The sequence below is a fragment of the Microbacterium sp. NPDC056057 genome (genome assembly GCF_042266945.1).
Taxonomy (GTDB): domain Bacteria; phylum Actinomycetota; class Actinomycetes; order Actinomycetales; family Microbacteriaceae; genus Microbacterium; species Microbacterium trichothecenolyticum_C.
Map to the genome: position 1 here is coordinate 576063 of NZ_JBHJWS010000003.1, position 19719 is coordinate 595781.

Here is a 19719-nt window from a genome sequence, read left to right on the forward strand (position 1 = left end):
CCGACCGGTACATCTATGTACTAACTGGTACGTTCAGAGAAAACCACGACAGATCGCCGATGTCAAGAGCGACCGGGTTCTGGAGCTCGGCGGACACCGCCGCGCGATGCCGGGCTCGAGTGGGGCGACGGCGGGTGCGCCGGTTACCGCGGGGCGTTCGTGAGCCAGCCGACGACGACGTCGCCGATGAGGGATCGCAGGTGGCTGCGGCGTTCGGGATCGGTGAACGACACGTCGAAGAGGTAGCCGAACGTGTACTGGTTGGCGATCTGGAACACGCAGTAGGCGCTGATGACGAGGTGGACGTCGATCGCATCGACGTCCTCGCGGAACACGCCCGCCTCGCGGCCGAGTTCGAGGATCTCGTCGAGAAGGGTCTTCGCCGGCTGCGCGAGCGTGCGGAGCGAATCGATCCGCCGGATGAACTCGCCGCGATGGATGTTCTCGATGGCCACGAGCCGGATGAAGGCGTCGTGCGTGACGTGGTGGTCGAACGTGAGCTCGGCGAGCTGGCGGATCGCCGCGACGGGATCCGTGTGGTCCACGTCGATCGCCTGCTCGGCCTCCCGGATGCCCTGATATGCGTTCTCGAGCACCGCCAGGTAGAGCTGCTCCTTGCCGCCGAAGTAGTAGTAGATCATCCGCTTCGTCGTGCGCGTGCGCTCGGCGATGTCGTCCACGCGGGCTCCGGAGTACCCCTCCTCGGCGAACACCTCGGTCGCGACCGCGAGGAGCTCGGCTCGCGTCCTCTCGGCATCGCGGGTAACAGGGGGCACGATCGCCAGGATAGTGGGCCCTGCACGCGACGCCCGCGAGGAAGGGGGTGCGTCACAATGTACCGACTGGTACATTGTGACGCCATGAGGACCTCCATCGCGACGGTGTGCATGAGCGGGACGCTGGTCGAGAAGCTCCATGCTGCGGCCGCAGCGGGCTTCGACGGCGTCGAGATCTTCGAGCCCGACCTGGTGTCGGCGCCGGAGAGCCCCGAGGAGGTGCGCGCTCTCGCGGAGCGCCTCGGGCTGACGCTGGACCTGTACCAGCCGATGCGCGACGTCGAGGGCGTCGACGAGGCGGCGTTCCCGGACGTGCTTCGGCGCGCCAAGGCGAAGTTCACCCTCATGCGGCGGATGGGGATCGAGGTCGTACTGTGCTGCAGCAACGTGGCGACCGCGACGGTCGACGACGATGCGGTCTCGGCATCCCAGCTTCGCCGGCTGGGGGACCTCGCCCAGGAGCACGGCGTCCGGATCGCCTTCGAGGCGCTGGCGTGGGGCACGTACGTCGACGACTACCGCCGCGCGTGGCGGATCGTGCAGCTCGCGGACCACCCGGCGGTCGGCATCTGCCTCGACTCCTTTCACATCCTGTCGCGCGGCCACGACCCTGCGGCGATCGAAGACATCCCCGGCGACCGCATCTTCTTCCTGCAGCTCGCCGATGCTCCGGCGCTCTCGATGGACGTCCTCTCATGGAGCCGTCACCACCGTCTCTTCCCCGGCGAGGGGAGCTTCGATCTGACGCGCTTCCTCACCCACGTCCTGCGCGCCGGCTACGACGGCCCGGTGTCTCTCGAGGTCTTCAACGACACCTTCCGGCAGGTCGACGTGAGAGGGACCGCCGTCCACGCGCGCCGGTCTCTGCGCTGGCTCGAGGACGCCGTCGCGCGGGAGCTCGGAAGCGCCGCGCCCGCCGACTTCGAGACGCTCGCCGACGGCGGCACTCCTGTGGGCTTCGATTTCGTCGAGATCAAGGCCGAGGACACCTCGAGCATCGAGGCGCTCCTCGAGACGGTCGGGTTCACGCCGCGCGGCAAGCACCGCACGAAGCCCGTCACGCTGTGGACGGCCGGAGACGCCCGCGTCGTGCTCAACGAGCAGCACGCCCGCGACCTCGATCCGCACATCGCGGCGGTCGGGTTCGACGTTCCGGACGCCGCCGCGCTCACCGAGCGGGCCGCCGAGCTGGGCACGCCCTTCGCCTACCGCCGCACGTACGCGGGGGAGCAGCTGCTCGACGGCGGCACGGCGCCGGACGGCACCGAGATCTTCTGGTCGTCGCGCGGCACCGGGACCGAACCGACGTGGGCCGCCGAGTTCGAGCACGGCGAACCCCTGCGTTCCAGTCCCATCATCGCGGTCGACCACGTGAGCCTCGGCCAGCCCTGGCAGGTCGTCGATGAGGCGATCCTGTTCTTCTCCTCGGTGCTCGAACTCCCTACGGCGAGCTCGACGGAAGTGGCGAGCCCCCAGGGTCTCGTGCAGAGCCGCGTCATCCAGTCCCCGGACGGCTCCATCCGCATCCCGCTCAACGTGTCGCCGCCGATCCTGTCGGGGCGACCGGCCGCCATGCCGCAGCACGTCGCCTTCGCGTGCGACGACATCGTGGCGCTCGCGCGCGCCGCCAAGGCGAGGGGACTGCACCCGCTGCCGATCCCGCGCAACTACTACGAGGATCTCGCGGCACGGTTCGACCTCGACGACGGGTTCCTCGAGACGCTCCGCGAGCTCGACCTCGTCTTCGACCGCGACGCGCAGGGCGAGTACCTGCACTTCTACACCGCGACCGTCGGCGACCTGTTCTGCGAGTTCGTCGAGCGCCGCGGCCGATACGACGGGTACGGCGCGGGCAACGCGCCCGTCCGGCTCTCCGCGCAGCGAGCCGGCGCTACGCGCGCTGATATCGTGCGAGCATGACCGCCCCTCGTCGCCTCCTGCTCGTCAACGGCCCCAACCTGAACCTGCTGGGCACCAGGGAACCCGGGATCTACGGCACCGCGACGCTGGCGGACGTCGTGCAGGTGGCGACGGATGCTGCCGCCCGGCGTGGCTTCGAGGTGCGGGCCGTCCAGAGCAACCACGAGGGGGTCCTCCTCGACGCGATCCACGACGCGCGACAGGACTGCGCCGGCATCGTCATCAACCCCGGCGGTCTGACCCACACCTCCGTCGTGCTGCGCGACGCCCTTTCGGGCGTCGCCCTGCCGGTAGCCGAGGTGCACATCTCGGACGTGATGGCACGCGAGGAGTTCCGCCACCACTCGTACGTCGCCGATGTCGCCGTGGTCCACGTGATCGGGGAGGGTGTGCCCGGCTATGCGACGGCGGTCGCGCGCCTCATCGACATCCTCACCGGGCAGGCCGAGGGCTGACGAATCGGCCGGGGACCAGGCATCCCGTAGAATCGAACGTCGGCATATCCGACCCCTGAGCTCGTTCACGGGGCAGCGATCGCCTCCACGCACTTCAACGAAACGGATTCGTACCCTCATGGCCTCCACCGCAGACATCAAGAACGGCGTCGTCCTGTCGATCGACGGACAGCTCTGGAACGTCATCGAGTTCCAGCACGTCAAGCCGGGCAAGGGCGGTGCCTTCGTCCGCACGAAGCTCAAGAACGTCGTCTCGGGCAAGGTCGTCGACCGCACCTACAACGCGGGCGCGAAGATCGACATCGAGAACGTCGACCGCCGCGACTTCACCTACCTCTACAACGACGGCGACAACTTCGTGTTCATGGACGTCGAGGACTACGACCAGATCAACGTCGGCGCGGCAACGGTCGGCGACGCGGCCCACTTCCTGCTCGAGAACCAGCAGGTGCAGATCGCCCTCAACAACGGCAACCCGCTGTACGTCGAGCTCCCGGCATCCGTCGTCCTCGAGATCACCTACACCGAGCCGGGTCTGCAGGGCGACCGCTCGTCGGCCGGCACCAAGGCCGCCACCGTCGAGACCGGCTACGAGATCCAGGTCCCGCTGTTCGTCGAGACCGGCACGAAGGTCAAGGTCGACACCCGCACGGGCGACTACCTCGGCCGCGTCAACTGACGTCGGCGGTCGCTGACAGATGAGTGCCCGTACGAAGGCGCGCAAGCGCGCTCTCGACATCCTGTTCCAGGCGGACGTGCGCGGCGACGAGCCCGCGACGGTGCTCGCGGCCGAGGCGAAGCGTGCGGCGGGCGAGCCGGCGCGTCAGGCTTCATGGCTCTACGCGCGCGAGATCGTCGACGGCGTGATCGACAACCAGGACGCGATCGACGAGCAGATCACCACGTTCGCGAAGGACTGGACGCTCGCCCGCATGCCCGCGGTCGACCGTGCCGTGCTGCGCATCGGCGCGTGGGAGATCCTCTACAACGACGAGGTGCCCACCGCGGTCGCGATCGACGAGGCGGTCGAGCTGGTCAAGGAGTTCTCGTCCGACGAGTCGGGCCCCTTCGTGCACGGCGTCCTCGCGCGCATCGCACGCGCGAGCTGACGACGAGCAGGCGCCCGTCCGGGTGTCGGCGGGAGCGGGCAGGATGGATGCCGTGACCCCGCCGCCTGTCGGACCCCCTCCGTTCGTCGACCCCGGGCACATCCGCCGGTTCGTCGACAGCGGCACGTACGAGCGCGGCGTCGGCTACTTCGCCGACGGCGCCGTCGAGCGCCTCGAATGGGACCCGCTCACCTCGGTCATCGAAGCGGTGGTGGCGGGCAGCGGCGGCCGCACGTACCGCTGCCGCGTGCGGCTCGACCCGCAGCGCGTCGATCACCCCATCGCGGCGACGTCCTGCACGTGCCCGGTGCAGTTCGACTGCAAGCACACGGTCGCGACGCTTCTCGCGAGCAACCGGCTCGCCTCCGCCGCGCCCGCGGCCGACCGCGGCTCGTCATGGCGCGACGTGTTCACCCCTGCTGCGGCGGCGGAGCGGGCCCGCACCGCGCTCGCCCTCGGGGTCGAGCTCCGGCAGCGCATCCGGCGCGGCGCGTCGACCTGGGCGCCGGCGCGCGTCGAGTCCGCGACACCGCGCAGCCTGCACCAGCACGGGGCGGACGTGCTCGTCGGCCTGCGCCCGCTCGAGCGCTCGGCCCGCTCCGACACGTGGATCAAGGGCGGGGTCTCGTGGGACGCGCTGCGCCGGCCGACCACCGCCTACGACCCCGCGCAGGCGCGCTGGTTCGCGGAGCTGCACAGCATCGGCCGCGACGTCCGCTCGTTCGGGGCGTTCTCCGACGTCTCGGAGTGGCTCACCCTCGACGACATCGAGTCGAGCCTGCTCTGGCCGCATCTGTCGACGGCGGCGGATCGCGGCATCCCGCTCGTTCCCACCAAGCGCACCGCGGCGGTCGCTCTCGCGACGTCGGCGACGGTGACCGTCCAGGCGCACCGCACCGGCCGCGGGCTGGAGATCGCGCCCGTCGTCACGATCGACGGCGAGCGCGCGGATGCCGCCGCCCTGCGCCCGGTCGGACGCACCGGGGTGTACCGGTTCGCCGCCGAGCGCGAGCGCATCGCTGTCGTCCTCGCAGCGGTGGACCTGCCCGACCCCCTTCCCGCGCTCCTCACCGCGCGTGAAGCCGTCGTCGTCCCGGGCCCGGAGGCCGAGGAGTTCGTCCGCGACCACCTGCCGCGGATCGCCCGCCGGGTCGAGATCGAGGCGCCGGGCCTCGACATCGCCCCACCGCCGCGGCCGCGGCTCGTCGCACGAGTGCATTTCGAGCCGAACCACCGGCTCGTGTACACGCTCTCGTGGCAGTACGGCGACGGCGACCTCCTGGGGCTCGATTCGACCGGAGAGGATCGTGACGCCGCGGCCGAGACGGCGATCCGCGGCCGCGTCGAGTCGCTGTGGCAGGACCACGCGCCCGTCGACTTCGCCTCCGCCGACACGCTGACGGGCCTCGACGCGGCGGAGTTCGCGTCGCGCCTGATGCCGCTCCTCGAAGCCGACGCCGATGTCAGCGTCGAGATCTCGGGGGAGAGGCCGCAGTACCGGGAGCTCGGCGGCGATCCGCGCATCGACGTCACGACGGTCGAGACGAACGATCCCGACTGGTTCGACCTGGGTGTCGTGGTGACGATCGACGGCCGCCGCATCCCGTTCGGCACGCTGTTCACGGCATTGTCGCGCGGGCGCAAGAAGATCCTGCTGAGCGACGGCGCGTACTTCTCGCTCTCGCATCCGTCGCTGCAGCGGCTGCGCGACCTGATCGACGAGGCCGGAGACCTCGAGGAATGGGAGACCGGACCCCGCATCAGCCGGTACCAGACGGCGCTGTGGGCCGATTTCGAAGACGTGGCCGACGAGGCGCAGCCCGCCGTGTCGTGGCGCACGACCGTCGAGGCGCTGCGCGATGCCGACGGCGTGCCCGCCGCCCCGCTGCCGCCGGCGCTCCACGCCGAGCTGCGCCCGTACCAGCGCGTGGGGTACGACTGGCTCGCCTTCCTCTGGGAACATCGCCTCGGCGGCATCCTCGCGGACGACATGGGACTCGGCAAGACGCTCCAGCTGCTCGCGCTCATCGCCCATGCCCGGGAGTCCGGCGAGACGCGGCCGTTCCTCGTCGTGGCGCCGACGTCGGTGCTCTCGACCTGGCGCAGCGAGGCTGCGCGCTTCACGCCCGATCTGCGGGTCGCCGTCGTCGACGCGACGCGCGCGAAGCGCGGAACGACGGTGACGGATGCCGCGGCCTCGGCCGACATCGTCGTCACGTCGTACACCCTGCTGCGGCTCGACGAGCGCGAGTTCGGCGCGGTGCCGTGGGCGGGCCTCATCCTCGACGAGGCGCAGTTCGTGAAGAACAGCCAGACCAAGGCGTATCGCGCCGCGCGCGATCTGCCGGCCGACGTCGTCTTCGCCGTCACGGGCACACCCCTCGAGAACAGCCTCACCGAGCTGTGGGCGCTGCTCTCGCTGACGGCACCGGGGCTGTTCGCCTCGAGCCGGCGCTTCCGCGAGGAGTACGTGGGGCCGATCGAGAAGGGCAAGGTCCCCGAGAACCAGGAGGGCGGCGCGTACCGCGCCGGCCGCCTCGCGCGTCTGCGGCGACGCATCCGCCCGCTCGTGCTGCGCCGCACGAAGGAGCTCGTCGCCGCCGACCTCCCCGCCAAGCAGGAGCAGGAGGTGCGCATCGAGCTGGGCGCCGCCCATCGCGCCCTGTACGACACCGTGCTGCAGCGCGAACGCCAGAATGTGCTGGGCCTCCTCGACGACCTCGACCGCAACCGGTTCATCGTCTTCCGGTCACTGACGCTCCTGCGCATGCTGAGCCTGGCCCCCGAGCTCGTCGACCCGGCGCACGCGAGCATCGCCCCGAGCAAGCTCGCCGCACTCTTCGAACAGCTCGACGAGGCGCTGGCCGAGGGACACCGCGCCCTCGTCTTCAGCCAGTTCACCTCGTTCCTGCGGCTGGTCGCGAAGGAGCTCGAGGCACGCGGCATCCCGTACGCGTACCTCGACGGATCGACGCGCGACCGCGACGCCGCCGTCGCCGCGTTCCGCGGGGGAGAGGCGCCGGTGTTCCTCATCAGCCTCAAGGCCGGCGGGTTCGGTCTGACGCTGACCGAGGCGGACTACGTGTTCCTGCTCGACCCATGGTGGAACCCCGCCGCCGAGGCGCAGGCCACAGGCCGCGCGCACCGCATCGGCCAGCACCGCAGCGTGATGGTGTACCGGCTCATCGCCAACGGCACGATCGAGGAGAAGGTCATGGCGCTGCAGCAGCGCAAGGCACGGCTGTTCCGCTCGGTGATGGACGACGACGCGCTGTTCGGGCAGGCGCTCACCGCCGACGACATCCGCGGGCTCTTCGACGACTGATCCCGCAACGCCGCCGCGGACCGGATCCGGTTTTGCACGGCGGGCGGTCCGGTGCGCCCCGCGAGCCTCACCTAGACTCGTCTGGTTCGACAGGAGGGCAACCCCATGCGCATCACGGGCCTCGGCCACGCCGGAATGTTCATCGAGACGGCGGGAGGAAGCATCCTCTGCGACCCGGTGATCGGGCCGACCTTCTTCGGGTCATGGTTCCCGTTCCCCGACAACCGGGCGCTCGACTGGTCGACATACGGCAAGGCCGACTTCCTCTACATCTCCCACCGCCACCGCGACCACTTCGACCCCGCGCTCATGCAGAAGCACGTGCCGAAGACCATCAAGGTGCTGCTGCCGGACTACCCGACGGACGACCTCGAGCAGGATCTCCGCAAGCTCGGCTACGACAACATCGTCTACACGCAGGCCGGCGTGCCGCTGGAGTTCGGCGACCTCAAGGTCATGGTCACTCCGCTGCGGGCACCGAGCGACGGCCCGATCGGCGACTCGTCCCTCTCGGTCGACGACGGCACCGCCAGCATCCTGAACCAGAACGACTCGCACCCGCTCGACCTCGAGAAGCTGATGTCGTTCTCCAAGCCCGAGGCGTACTTCACGCAGGTGTCGGGCGCGATCTGGTGGCCGATGGTCTACGACCTTCCCCAGGACGCCAAGCAGAACTTCGCGAAGCTCAAGCGCGACGCGCAGAACAAGCGCGCGATGTACTACATCGAGAAGGTGGACGCCGAGCACGTCTTCCCGATGGCGGGGCCGCCGATGTTCCTCCGCGAGGAGCTGTTCAAGTACAACGGCTACGGCATCGACGACGACTCGATCTTCACCGATCAGCGGCAGTTCCTCGCGCACATGGCGGAGCTGCGTCCCGAGCAGAAGGGCTACGAGTTCGTGCCCGGCACGGTCGTGGAGCTGAACGACGGCGAGATCTCGGTCACGCAGACGCTCTACACCCAGGCCGAGATCGACCGCATCTTCGACGACAAGTGGGCCTACCTCGCCGAGCAGCGCGACTCGCGGCAGGACGAGGTGCGCGCGGAGGAGGCGACCCGCGCCGCCGTGCTCCCGCCGGACGAGATGCTCGCCGCGATCAAGGAGTGGTGGGAGCCGCTGCTGCGCCGCGCCCGCACGATCCGCAACGGCGTGGGCGGGGTGGTGCGCTTCCGCATCGGCGAACTCGACATGGTCGTGGACTTCCCGAAGGCCAAGGTGCGCGAGTACGCCGACGGCGACGAGTGCATCTACTGGTACACGATCCCCGCGGACCTGGTCTCGACCAACATCGCCGACCACGAGATCGACTGGTCCAACTCGATCTTCCTGTCGATGCAGTTCTCCGTGGGCCGCAGCGGCAAGTTCAACGAGTTCCTCACCACCTTCCTCAAATGCCTCTCGCGTGACCGCATCGAGTACGTCGAGAACTGGTACGCGGAGCAGACGGACCAGACCGAGGACGCCCAGCTCGGCGATTGGATCGTGCAGCGCCGCTGCCCGCACCTGCGCGCCGACCTCACGAAGACGGGGAAGATCGAGGACGGCGTCCTCACCTGCTCGCTGCACGACTGGAAGTGGGACCTCACCAGCGGGAAGTGCCTGACGAGCCAGGGGCACCCGATCCGGGCGTCCCAGGTCGAGGACGACCTGTATCGCGCGGCGACGACCCCCGCGGCCTGACGCATCCGGAACGCCGGCTTGTTGTAGATCCCCTACAACAAGCCGGCGTTCTGCCGTCGGGTCTTGTGTGGGGTCGGCGCTGATCTGCGCCGGTGCGTATCACCCCGTGGCCCCGGCGGGTCCTGATCACCGTGCCCGCGATCGCGGGCGATCAGAACCCGAAGGAATCACGCCATGACCACCGTTCCCATCCACGGCGCCGGCGGCGTCGTCCCCGCGTCCACCGCTCGCCCGAACCCGCTCAGCGCGCTCCTCGCGTGGGAGGCCCGCGCCGAGGCCGCGGTGAAGGCTTCGCTGCAGCGCTGGAGCATCCCGGCCCTGCGCGTCGCCCTCGGTGCGGTGTTCCTCGTCTTCGGGGTCCTGAAGTTCTTCCCCGGCGTGAGCCCTGTCGAGGCGCTCGTCAGCCGCACGTGGGAGAAGCTCACTTTCGGCCTGGTGAGCGGGCAGGCTGCGCTCGTCGCCACCGCGGTCATCGAGGTCGCCGCGGGTGCGCTCCTCATCGCCGGCGGCGCCTTCGCCCGCGTCGGCCTCGTGGTGCTCGCCCTCGCGTTCGTGGGCATCCTGTCGCCGATCGTGCTGCTGCCTGCAGAGGTCTTCGGTCCGGTCGGCCCGACGCTCACGGGCCAGTACATCTTCAAGAACGTCGTGCTGATCGCGGCCGCGCTCGTCGTGGCCTCGCGCGTGCTGCGCGGACCCGCGCGCCGCTGACCCTCGGCGCACGACTCGGCGAAGGCCGGACCCGGTTCGGGTCCGGCCTTCGCCGTGTCGTAGACTGGACGACGATCACAGCAACCTTTAACACCGTCCCGTGAGGCGGAGAAGGGAGCGGCGGATGAGCACGCGCACCGTGCTGCACGAGGCCGACATCGCCCGGGCCCTGACTCGGATCTCCCACGAGATCCTCGAGTCCAACAAAGGCCCTGAGGGACTGGTCCTCCTCGGCATCCCCACTCGCGGCGTCACCCTCGCCCACCGCGTCGGCGCGCTCGTCGGCGAGTTCGGCGGCGTCCCCATCCCGGTCGGATCGCTCGACGTCACGATGTACCGCGACGACCTTCACCGCAATCCGACCCGCGCGCCGCAGCCGACGCAGATCCCTGCCGGCGGCATCGACGGCAAGGTCGTCGTCCTCGTGGACGACGTGCTCTTCTCGGGTCGCAGCATCCGTGCCGCCCTCGACGCCCTGCAGGACATCGGCCGCCCCGCCGCCGTCCGGTTGGCGACGCTGGTCGACCGCGGGCACCGCGAGCTGCCCATCCGACCGGACTTCGTCGGCAAGAACCTGCCCAGCTCGCGCGACGAGCGCGTGAACGTGCGCCTCGCCGAGACCGACGGCGTCGAGGAGGTGACGATCGAGTCATGAGGCACCTGCTCGACACCCAGACCCTCTCCCGCGACGACGCGCTGCGCATCCTCGACGTCGCGGAGGACATGGCCGACACGCAGCAGCGCGAGGTCAAGAAGCTCCCGACACTGCGCGGCAAGACTGTCGTCAACCTGTTCTTCGAGGACTCCACGCGCACGCGCATCTCGTTCGAGGCGGCCGCGAAGCGCCTGTCGGCCGACGTCATCAACTTCTCCGCGAAGGGCTCGAGCGTCTCGAAGGGCGAGTCCCTCCAGGACACCGCGCAGACGCTGCAGGCGATGGGCGCGGATGCCGTCGTCATCCGCCACGGCGCCTCCGGTGCGCCGCGCACCCTCGCCACGAGCGGCTGGATCAGTGCGGGCGTCGTCAACGCCGGCGACGGGACGCACGAGCACCCGACACAGGCCCTGCTCGACGCATTCACCATCCGCAAGCGCCGTTTCCGCGACGACAGCCGCGGGCGGGACCTCGCCGGCGTCAAGGTCACGATCGTCGGCGACGTGCTGCACTCGCGGGTCGCGCGCTCGAACGTGTGGCTGCTGAACACGCTCGGCGCGAGCGTCACCCTGGTGTCGCCACCCACGCTCGTGCCCCAGGACATGTCGCGCTGGCCGGTCGAGGTGCTGTACGACCTCGACGAGGCGATCGCCGCCGGCCCCGACGCGCTCATGATGCTGCGCATCCAGCTGGAGCGCATGAACGCGGCGTATTTCCCCACTGAACGGGAGTATTCGCGCCGCTGGGGCCTCGACGCACGCCGACTTCAGGGACTGGGAGCGGATAGCATTGTCATGCACCCCGGACCCATGAACCGGGGCCTGGAGATCTCCGCAGAAGCCGCTGACTCGCCGCGCTCGACCGTGCTCGAGCAGGTCGCCAACGGTGTCTCGGTGCGCATGGCCGCGCTCTACCTGCTGCTGGCGGGCGCGGAGCGCACCCCGGCCGAGACCACGTCCGCGGCGGATGCCCCCGCCGCGGACGGCACAGAGAAGGAGAACACCCGATGAGCGAGACCCTTCTCTTCCGCGGGGCGCTGGTCGAAGGATCGACCGCCGCCGACGTCCTCGTCGAGGACGGCGTCATCGCCGCGATCGGCGGCGACATCAGCCGCGCCGGCGCCACCGAGATCGACGTCGACGGCCTGGTGCTGCTTCCCGGTCTGGTCGACCTCCACACGCACCTGCGCGAGCCCGGGTACGAGGCATCCGAGACGATCCTCACCGGCTCGCGCGCCGCCGCGGCCGGCGGGTACACCGCCGTGTTCGCGATGCCGAACACCTCCCCGGTGGCCGACACCGCAGGCGTCGTCGAGCAGGAGCTCGCCCTGGGCGAGGCCGCCGGATTCGTCACGGTGCAGCCGATCGGCGCGGTCACCGTGGGCCAGAAGGGCGAGCGGCTCGCCGAGCTCGGCGCCATGGCCGACTCGCGCGCGCGGGTCCGCGTCTTCAGCGACGACGGCTTCTGCGTGTGGGACCCGCTGATCATGCGGCGAGCGCTGGAGTACGTGAAGGCGTTCGACGGCGTCATCGCGCAGCACGCCCAGGACCCCCGCCTCACCGAGGGCGCACAGATGAACGAGGGCGCCGTGTCGGCCGAACTCGGCCTCGCGGGCTGGCCGGCGGTCGCGGAGGAGTCGATCATCGCGCGCGACGTGCTCCTGGCCGAGCACGTCGGCTCGCGCCTGCACGTGTGCCACCTCTCGACCGCCGGGTCGGTCGAGATCATCCGCTGGGCCAAGCGCCGCGGCGTGAACGTCACGGCGGAGGTCACCCCCCACCACCTGCTCCTCACCGACGAGCTGGTGCGCGACTACGACGCCCGCTTCAAGGTCAACCCGCCGCTGCGCCGTGAGGAGGACGTGCTCGCCGTGCGGGAGGGCCTCGCCGACGGCACGATCGACATCGTGGCCACCGATCACGCGCCGCACCCCGCCGAGGCCAAGGCGTGCGAGTGGCACGCGGCCGCGAACGGCATGGTCGGCCTCGAGAGCGCGCTGCGCGTCGTGCAGCAGTCGATGGTCGACACGGGCCTCATCACATGGGGCGACGTCGCCCGCGTGATGTCGCGCGAGCCCGCCCGCATCGGCCGCCTCACCGGCCACGGCACCCCGCTCACCGAGGGGCAGCCGGCGTCGCTCGCGTTCTACGACCCGTCGCCGCGCCGCACGTTCACGACCGACGACCTGCGCGGCCGGAGCGTGAACTCGCCGTACCTCGGCCGGGAACTCCCGGGCGACGTCCGCTGGACCCTGCACCAGGGCACCGTCACGGTCGCCGACGGCGCCCTCCTCGACACTCCGGGGGTGCGCGCATGACCCGCGAGGCCGCGCTCGGCGTCATGGTCGCGGTCACCATCGCGCTGCTCGGCGTGCTGGTGTGGGCCTGGTGGCGACGCACGCGGCGCGACGCCGCGCTGGTCGCGCCCGTCGGCGAGATCCCCGCGGGCGCGGCGACCCTCTCGGCGTTCCCGACGCTCTACGTCGCGACCACGCGTCACGACGAGCCGCTCGAGCGCCTCGCCATCGGCGGCCTCGCCTTCCGCTCGCGCTCCGACGTGACGGTCACCGATGCCGGCGTCGCCCTCGATCTCACCGGCAAGCCCCGCGTGTTCCTCGCCACCGAGCGCATCGAGGACGTCGCACAGGCGACGGTCGCGATCGACCGCGTGGTCGAGCCCGACGGCCTCGTGCGCCTCGCGTGGCGCCTCGACGACGGCACCGTCGTCGACTCGTATCTCCGACCCCAGGATGCCTCGGCCCGCGCCCTCGCGGACGCCGTGGCCGGCATCCTTCCCCCGACCCAGACGGGAACCGACGCATGACCTCCCTGTTCCAGACCGACCCGGCCGTCCTCGTGCTCGAGGACGGGACCCGCCACGTCGGACGCGCCTACGGCGCCCTCGGCACCACCATCGGCGAAGTGGTCTTCGCCACCGGTATGACGGGCTACCAGGAAACGCTGACCGATCCCTCGTACGCGGGCCAGATCGTGCTCCAGACCGCACCCCACATCGGCAACACCGGCATGAACGACGAGGACCCCGAGTCGCGCCGCATCTGGGTGTCGGGCTACATCGTCCGCGACCCCTCCCGCGTGGTGTCGAACTGGCGTGCCGACGAGTCGCTCGACGACGCGCTCGTGAACGACGGTGTGATCGGCATCAGCGGCATCGACACGCGTGCGATCACGCGTCACATCCGCTCGGCGGGCAGCATGCGCGGCGCGATCTTCTCCGGCGAGGCCGCGGCGATCGACCCGGACGAGCAGCTGCGCCTGGTGCGCGAGGCGCCCGAGATGGCCGGCCAGAACCTCTCGGCGCAGGTCTCGGTGGCCGCCGCCGAGGTCACGCCCGCGAAGGGCGAGCGCATCGGCAACCTCGCGGTGCTCGATCTGGGCGTGAAGCAGGCGACCGTCGAAAACCTCGCCGCTCGCGGCTTCGAGGTGCACGTGCTCCCGCAGGACGTCACGATCGACGGCATCCGCGCGATCGACCCGGTCGCGGTGTTCTACTCGAACGGCCCCGGAGACCCGGCGGCATCGGGCGACCACGTCGACCTGCTGCGCGGCGTGCTCGACGACGGCCTGCCGTTCTTCGGCATCTGCTTCGGCAACCAGCTGCTGGGCCGCGCGCTGGGCCTCGGCACGTACAAGCTCCCGTTCGGTCACCGCGGCATCAACCAGCCGGTCCTCGACAAGGCCACCGGTCGCGTCGAGATCACCGCGCACAACCACGGCTTCGCCGTCGACGCACCCGTCGAGGGCTCGTTCGACAGCCCGAACGGCTACGGCAAGGTCGAGGTCAGCCACGTCGGCCTCAACGACCAGGTGGTCGAGGGCCTGCGGGCGCTCGACATACCGGCCTTCTCGGTGCAGTACCACCCCGAGGCCGCCGCCGGACCCCACGACGCCAACTACCTGTTCGACCGCTTCCGCGACCTCGTCGTCGCGAACCTCGAGAAGAAGGCCGCGAAGTAATGCCCAAGCGCGACGACATCAACTCCGTCCTCGTCATCGGCTCCGGCCCGATCGTGATCGGTCAGGCGTGCGAGTTCGACTACTCCGGCACGCAGGCCTGCCGCGTGCTCCGTGACGAGGGCGTCCGCGTCATCCTCGTGAACTCCAACCCGGCGACGATCATGACCGACCCGGACTTCGCCGACGCGACCTACATCGAGCCGATCAACTGGCGGGTGATCGAGACGATCATCGCGAAGGAGAAGCCCGACGCGATCCTGCCGACCCTCGGCGGTCAGACAGCGCTCAACGCCGCGATCGACCTGCACAAGCACGGCATCCTCGAGAAGTACGACGTCGAGCTCATCGGTGCCGACTTCGAGGCGATCAACAAGGGCGAGGACCGCCAGATCTTCAAGCAGCTCGTGCTCGACGCCGGCGCCGACGTCGCCGACTCGGTGATCTGCCACACGATGGACGAGCTGCTGGCCGGCGCCGAGAAGCTCGGCTACCCGCTCGTCGTGCGCCCGTCCTTCACGATGGGCGGCCTCGGCTCCGGCTTCGCCTACGACGAGCAGGACCTGCGCCGCATCGGCGGCGCGGGCCTCCACGACTCGCCGACGAACGAGGTGCTGCTCGAGGAGTCGATCCTCGGGTGGAAGGAGTACGAGCTCGAGCTGATGCGCGACACCGCCGACAACACGGTCGTCGTCTGCTCGATCGAGAACGTCGACCCCGTCGGCGTCCACACCGGCGACTCGATCACCGTCGCCCCGGCGCTCACGCTGACCGACCGCGAGTACCAGAAGCTGCGCGACATCGGCATCGACATCATCCGCGCGGTCGGCGTCGACACCGGCGGCTGCAACATCCAGTTCGCCGTGGACCCGAAGACCGGCCGCATCATCGTCATCGAGATGAACCCGCGCGTCTCGCGCTCGTCGGCACTTGCGTCCAAGGCCACCGGCTTCCCGATCGCGAAGATCGCCGCGAAGCTCGCCATCGGCTACCGCCTCGACGAGATCCCGAACGACATCACCAAGGTGACGCCGGCGAGCTTCGAGCCCACGCTCGACTACATCGTCGTCAAGGTGCCGCGCTTCAACTTCGAGAAGTTCCCGGCCGCCGACACCACCCTGACGACCACCATGAAGTCGGTCGGCGAGGCGATGGCGATCGGCCGCAACTACGCGACGGCCCTGCAGAAGGCGCTGCGCTCACTCGAGAAGCGCGGCTCGAGCTTCCACTGGGGCGACGAGTCCCGTTCAGTGGACGAACTACTCGAGATCGCCCAGACCCCGACCGACGGCCGCATCGTGGTGCTGCAGCAGGCGCTCCGCAAGGGCGCCACGGTCGAGCAGGCGTTCGAAGCGACCAAGATCGACCCGTGGTTCCTCGACCAGATCGTGCTGATCAACGAGGTCGCCGAGTTCGTGGCGAAGGCGGGCGAGCTGGATGCCGCCACCCTGCGCATCGCGAAGGAGCACGGCTTCAGCGACGCCCAGGTCGCGCAGCTGCGCGGTGACAGCGAGACCCAGGTGCGCGGCATCCGTCATGGTCTCGGCATCCGTCCCGTCTACAAGACCGTCGACACGTGCGCGGGGGAGTTCCCGGCGCTGACGCCCTACCACTACTCGAGCTACGACTTCGAGACCGAGGTCACACCGTCGGAGCGCACGAAGGTCGTCATCATCGGCTCGGGCCCGAACCGCATCGGCCAGGGCGTCGAGTTCGACTACTCCTGCGTGCACGCGTCGTTCGCGCTGTCGGACGCCGGGTACGAGACGGTCATGGTCAACTGCAACCCCGAGACGGTGTCGACCGACTACGACACGTCCGACCGCCTGTACTTCGAGCCGCTGACCCTCGAGGACGTCCTCGAGGTGCTGCACGCCGAGGCGCAGTCCGGCAAGATCCTCGGCGTCATCTGCCAGCTCGGCGGACAGACGCCGCTCGGGCTCGCGAAGGGCATCGAGGAGGCCGGCTACACGATCCTCGGCACCAAGCCCGCCGCGATCGACCTGGCAGAGGAGCGCGAGCTCTTCTCGCGCCTGCTCGACGACGCCGGACTCGTCGCGCCGCGCAACGGCACCGCGATCGACGTCGAGGGCGCCGTCGTGGTGGCCGAGGAGATCGGGTACCCGGTGCTCGTGCGCCCGAGCTTCGTGCTCGGCGGCCGCGGCATGGAGATCGTCTACTCGACCGAGGCGCTGCGCGACTACTTCGTGCGCGTCGAGGGCGAAGCGATCATCGGCCCGGGCCTGCCGCTGCTCGTCGACCGCTTCCTCGACGACGCCATCGAGCTCGACGTGGACGCACTCTACGACGGCGACGAGCTGTACATCGGCGGCGTCATGGAGCACCTCGAGGAGGCCGGCATCCACTCCGGCGACTCGTCGTGCACGCTGCCGCCGGTGAGCCTCGGCCGCACCGACATCGACCGCGTCCGCGAGGCGACGCGCGCCATCGCCGAGGGCGTGGGTGTGCGAGGGCTCCTGAACGTGCAGTTCGCGATCTCGGCCGGCGTGCTCTACGTGATCGAGGCCAACCCCCGCGCGAGCCGCACGGTGCCGTTCGTCTCCAAGGCCCTCGGCATCCCGCTCGCGAAGGCGGCGTCGCGCATCATGGCCGGTGCCACCATCGCCGAGCTGAAGGCGGAGGGGCTGCTGCCCGAGCAGGACGGCTCGCGCGTGCCGCTGGACGCTCCCGTCGCCGTCAAGGAGGCCGTGCTGCCCTTCAAGCGGTTCCGCACGCGCGACGGCCAGACCGTCGACTCGGTGCTCGGCCCCGAGATGCGCTCGACCGGTGAGGTCATGGGCATCGACCGCGACTTCCCGACCGCGTTCGCGAAGTCGCAGGAGGCCGCGTACGGCGGCATGCCGCAGTCGGGCACCGTCTTCATCTCGGTCGCCGACGCCGACAAGCGCGCCGTCATCCTGCCCGCCCACCGCCTGCAGGAGCTCGGCTTCGATCTCGTCGCGACCGAGGGCACGGCCGAGATCCTCTCGCGCAACGGCATCGACGTGCGCGTGGTGGGCAAGTACTCCGAGACGCAGGACTCGGGCGAGACCAACATCGTCGATCTGATCAACGCGGGCGAGATCGACATCGTCGTGAACACCCCGTCCGGCGGCGCCACCCGCGCCGACGGCTACGAGATCCGGGCGGCCGCCGTCGCGGGCGACAAGGCGCTGTTCACCACGATGGCCGTGCTCGGCGCCGCCGTCAGCGCCCTGCCGGTGCTGCGCGAAGGTTTCAAGGTCAAGAGCCTGCAGGAGTACGCGGCCGATCGGGCGGGCGCATGACCCCATTCGGCGAGCGCATCCGCGCGAGGATGGCGACGCACGGCCAGCTGTGCGTCGGCATCGATCCGCATGCCCACCTCCTCGCGGAGTGGGGACTGGATGCCTCCGCCGCCGGTGTGCGCGAGTTCGGCCTGCGCGTGGTCGAGGCCGCTGCGGGCCGGGTCGCCGTCGTCAAGCCGCAGGTCTCGTTCTTCGAGGTGCACGGCGCGGCGGGCTTCGCCGCGCTGGAGGACGTGCTCGCGGCGGCTCGTGACGCCGGACTCCTCGTGATCGCGGACGCCAAGCGCGGCGACATCGGCACCACGATGGACGCGTACGCGCAGGCCTGGCTCGCGCCCGGCTCGCCTCTCGAGGCCGACGCGCTCACCGTGAGCCCGTACCTCGGCGTCGGCGCGCTGGACGGAACGTTCGACCTCGCCCTGCGCCACGGCAAGGGCGTGTTCGTCCTCGCCGCGACGAGCAACCCCGAGGCGCTCGGACTGCAGCGCGCACGCCACGCGGACGGCGACACGGTCTCGGCGGGGATCGTCCGCGAGGTCTCCGAGCGCAACGCCCGCACCACGCCCGACGGCGAGTGGGGGAGCCTCGGATTCGTCATCGGCGGCACCGTGGACTGGACGGATGCCGGACTCCGGACGTTCGCGCCGGTGGCGCCGATCCTCGGCCCGGGCTTCGGTCACCAGGGCGCGGAACCGCGTCATCTCGGTGAGCGCTTCGGCGTCCTGCAGGAAGCGGTGGTAGCGTCTGAGAGCCGCAGCATCCTGGCTGCCGGACCCGACCGGCTCGCCGCGCGCATATCCGAGCGCGCCCTTCTCTACCGTGGTGATTGAAATGTCCGATTCGCGCACCCTTTTTCAGGAAACCCCTGATGAAGCCCCGCCCCACGTCCCCGGCGCGCAGGGGAGGCCCCCCGAGGTCGACCGCGTCGCCGCCTCGCGGCGCGCCGTCGCCGCCCGCCGCGAACGCGCCGCCCTCAAGAAGGACGTCGCGATGCGGGTGATCACGCCGCAGGAGCTCCTGCGGCGTGCCCTCGCCGAGCCGACGTCACCCGCGGGCGCGATGCGCGTGCCCGAGTTCCTGACCGCGATCCCGGCGATCGGCGAGGGCAAGCGGGACCGCATCCTGCAGGACCTCGAGATCTCGCCGGTCAAGCGTCTGGGCGGCCTCGGCTCGCGCCAGCGCGCGGACCTGCGCCAGTTCCTCGACAGCCGGTGGCCCGAGTCCGAGCCCCGTGCCGGCCGCAGCCGCCTGGTCGTCCTGGCCGGACCCACCGCGGTGGGCAAGGGCACCGTGGCCGCCCACATCAAGGACCACCACCCCGAGATCCTCCTGTCGGTGTCGGCGACGACGCGAGCCCCTCGCCCGGGCGAGGTCGACGGTGAGCACTACTTCTTCGTCGACGACGCAGAGTTCGACCGCATGGTCGCCGACGGCGAGCTGCTCGAGCACGCGACCGTGCACAACGCGTACCGGTACGGCACGCCGCGCGGCCCCATCGAGAAGGCCCTCGCCGAGGGACGCACCGTCCTGCTCGAGATCGACCTGCAGGGCGCGCGTCAGGTGCGCGAGGCCGATCCGTCGGCCACCCTGGTGTTCCTGCTCCCGCCGAGCTGGGACGAGCTCGTGCAGCGCCTCGTCGGTCGCGGCACCGAGGACGCCGCGGAACGCGCCCGGCGCCTGCGCACCGCGAAGACCGAACTGGCCTCGCAGGGCGAGTTCGACTACCGCGTCGTGAACGACGACGTCGCCCACGCGGCCGACGAGGTCGCCCGCCTCGCGCGCTGAGCGCATCCCGTCACGTAGAATGGTGGGATGCCTCGGCACCCC

At 70.4% G+C, this 19719-nt stretch carries 16 protein-coding genes; 15 read left to right on the forward strand and 1 reads right to left on the reverse strand.

The features are described from left to right. Positions 1-143: 143 nt before the first annotated feature. Complete coding sequence (locus ACFC1K_RS14610; RefSeq protein ID WP_375872155.1) at positions 144-776, reverse strand: TetR/AcrR family transcriptional regulator; 633 nt, start codon at positions 774-776, stop codon at positions 144-146. Positions 777-860: 84 nt separating this feature from the next. On the opposite strand from ACFC1K_RS14610, the gene ACFC1K_RS14615 reads away from it, so the two are divergent. From ACFC1K_RS14615 to gmk, 15 genes are all read left to right on the forward strand, one after another. Then, entirely contained in the window at positions 861-2696 is a 1836-nt protein-coding gene (locus tag ACFC1K_RS14615) for a bifunctional sugar phosphate isomerase/epimerase/4-hydroxyphenylpyruvate dioxygenase family protein (protein ID WP_375872156.1), read from the forward strand. After that, the gene (gene aroQ, locus ACFC1K_RS14620; RefSeq protein WP_375872157.1) at positions 2693-3151 is read left to right on the forward strand and encodes a type II 3-dehydroquinate dehydratase; all 459 of its coding nucleotides are present in this window, start codon (positions 2693-2695) and stop codon (positions 3149-3151) included. Before ACFC1K_RS14615 ends, aroQ begins: the two co-directional genes overlap by 4 nt. A 118-nt stretch (positions 3152-3269) precedes the next feature. Continuing rightward, positions 3270-3830: an elongation factor P gene (efp, locus tag ACFC1K_RS14625; protein WP_045302503.1), complete on the forward strand. Its 561-nt coding sequence runs from the start codon at positions 3270-3272 to the stop codon at positions 3828-3830. A gap of 19 nt (positions 3831-3849) precedes the next feature. Next, positions 3850-4260 (forward strand): transcription antitermination factor NusB, encoded by a 411-nt coding sequence (gene nusB, locus ACFC1K_RS14630; protein ID WP_045302501.1) that lies wholly within the window; start codon positions 3850-3852, stop codon positions 4258-4260. A 52-nt stretch (positions 4261-4312) separates the two neighbouring features. Further along, entirely contained in the window at positions 4313-7585 is a 3273-nt protein-coding gene (locus tag ACFC1K_RS14635; RefSeq protein WP_375872158.1) for an SNF2-related protein, read from the forward strand. A gap of 105 nt (positions 7586-7690) precedes the next feature. Further along, complete coding sequence (locus tag ACFC1K_RS14640) at positions 7691-9268, forward strand: Rieske 2Fe-2S domain-containing protein (RefSeq protein WP_375872159.1); 1578 nt, start codon at positions 7691-7693, stop codon at positions 9266-9268. Positions 9269-9442: 174 nt separating this feature from the next. Then, positions 9443-9976 carry a DoxX family protein gene (locus ACFC1K_RS14645; protein WP_375872160.1) on the forward strand — a complete coding sequence of 178 codons (534 nt, stop codon included), beginning with the start codon at positions 9443-9445 and terminating at the stop codon, positions 9974-9976. Positions 9977-10100: 124 nt separating this feature from the next. Beyond that, on the forward strand, positions 10101-10631 hold the full coding sequence (pyrR, locus tag ACFC1K_RS14650; RefSeq protein WP_375872161.1) for a bifunctional pyr operon transcriptional regulator/uracil phosphoribosyltransferase PyrR: 531 nt from the start codon (positions 10101-10103) through the stop codon (positions 10629-10631). Beyond that, complete coding sequence (locus ACFC1K_RS14655; RefSeq protein WP_375872162.1) at positions 10628-11641, forward strand: aspartate carbamoyltransferase catalytic subunit; 1014 nt, start codon at positions 10628-10630, stop codon at positions 11639-11641. Before pyrR ends, ACFC1K_RS14655 begins: the two co-directional genes overlap by 4 nt. After that, the gene (locus tag ACFC1K_RS14660) at positions 11638-12948 is read left to right on the forward strand and encodes a dihydroorotase (RefSeq protein WP_310290765.1); all 1311 of its coding nucleotides are present in this window, start codon (positions 11638-11640) and stop codon (positions 12946-12948) included. Before ACFC1K_RS14655 ends, ACFC1K_RS14660 begins: the two co-directional genes overlap by 4 nt. Then, on the forward strand, positions 12945-13454 hold the full coding sequence (locus tag ACFC1K_RS14665) for a hypothetical protein (protein ID WP_375872163.1): 510 nt from the start codon (positions 12945-12947) through the stop codon (positions 13452-13454). The genes ACFC1K_RS14660 and ACFC1K_RS14665 overlap by 4 nt, the downstream gene beginning before the upstream one ends. Then, entirely contained in the window at positions 13451-14608 is a 1158-nt protein-coding gene (gene carA / locus ACFC1K_RS14670) for a glutamine-hydrolyzing carbamoyl-phosphate synthase small subunit (protein WP_375872164.1), read from the forward strand. The genes ACFC1K_RS14665 and carA overlap by 4 nt, the downstream gene beginning before the upstream one ends. After that, complete coding sequence (carB, locus tag ACFC1K_RS14675) at positions 14608-17892, forward strand: carbamoyl-phosphate synthase large subunit (protein ID WP_375872165.1); 3285 nt, start codon at positions 14608-14610, stop codon at positions 17890-17892. Before carA ends, carB begins: the two co-directional genes overlap by 1 nt. Beyond that, positions 17889-18722, forward strand: a complete 834-nt coding sequence (pyrF, locus tag ACFC1K_RS14680) for an orotidine-5'-phosphate decarboxylase (RefSeq protein ID WP_375872166.1) — start codon at positions 17889-17891, stop codon at positions 18720-18722. Before carB ends, pyrF begins: the two co-directional genes overlap by 4 nt. A 1-nt stretch (position 18723) precedes the next feature. Continuing rightward, complete coding sequence (gmk, locus tag ACFC1K_RS14685) at positions 18724-19677, forward strand: guanylate kinase (RefSeq protein ID WP_310290754.1); 954 nt, start codon at positions 18724-18726, stop codon at positions 19675-19677. Positions 19678-19719: the final 42 nt, after the last annotated feature.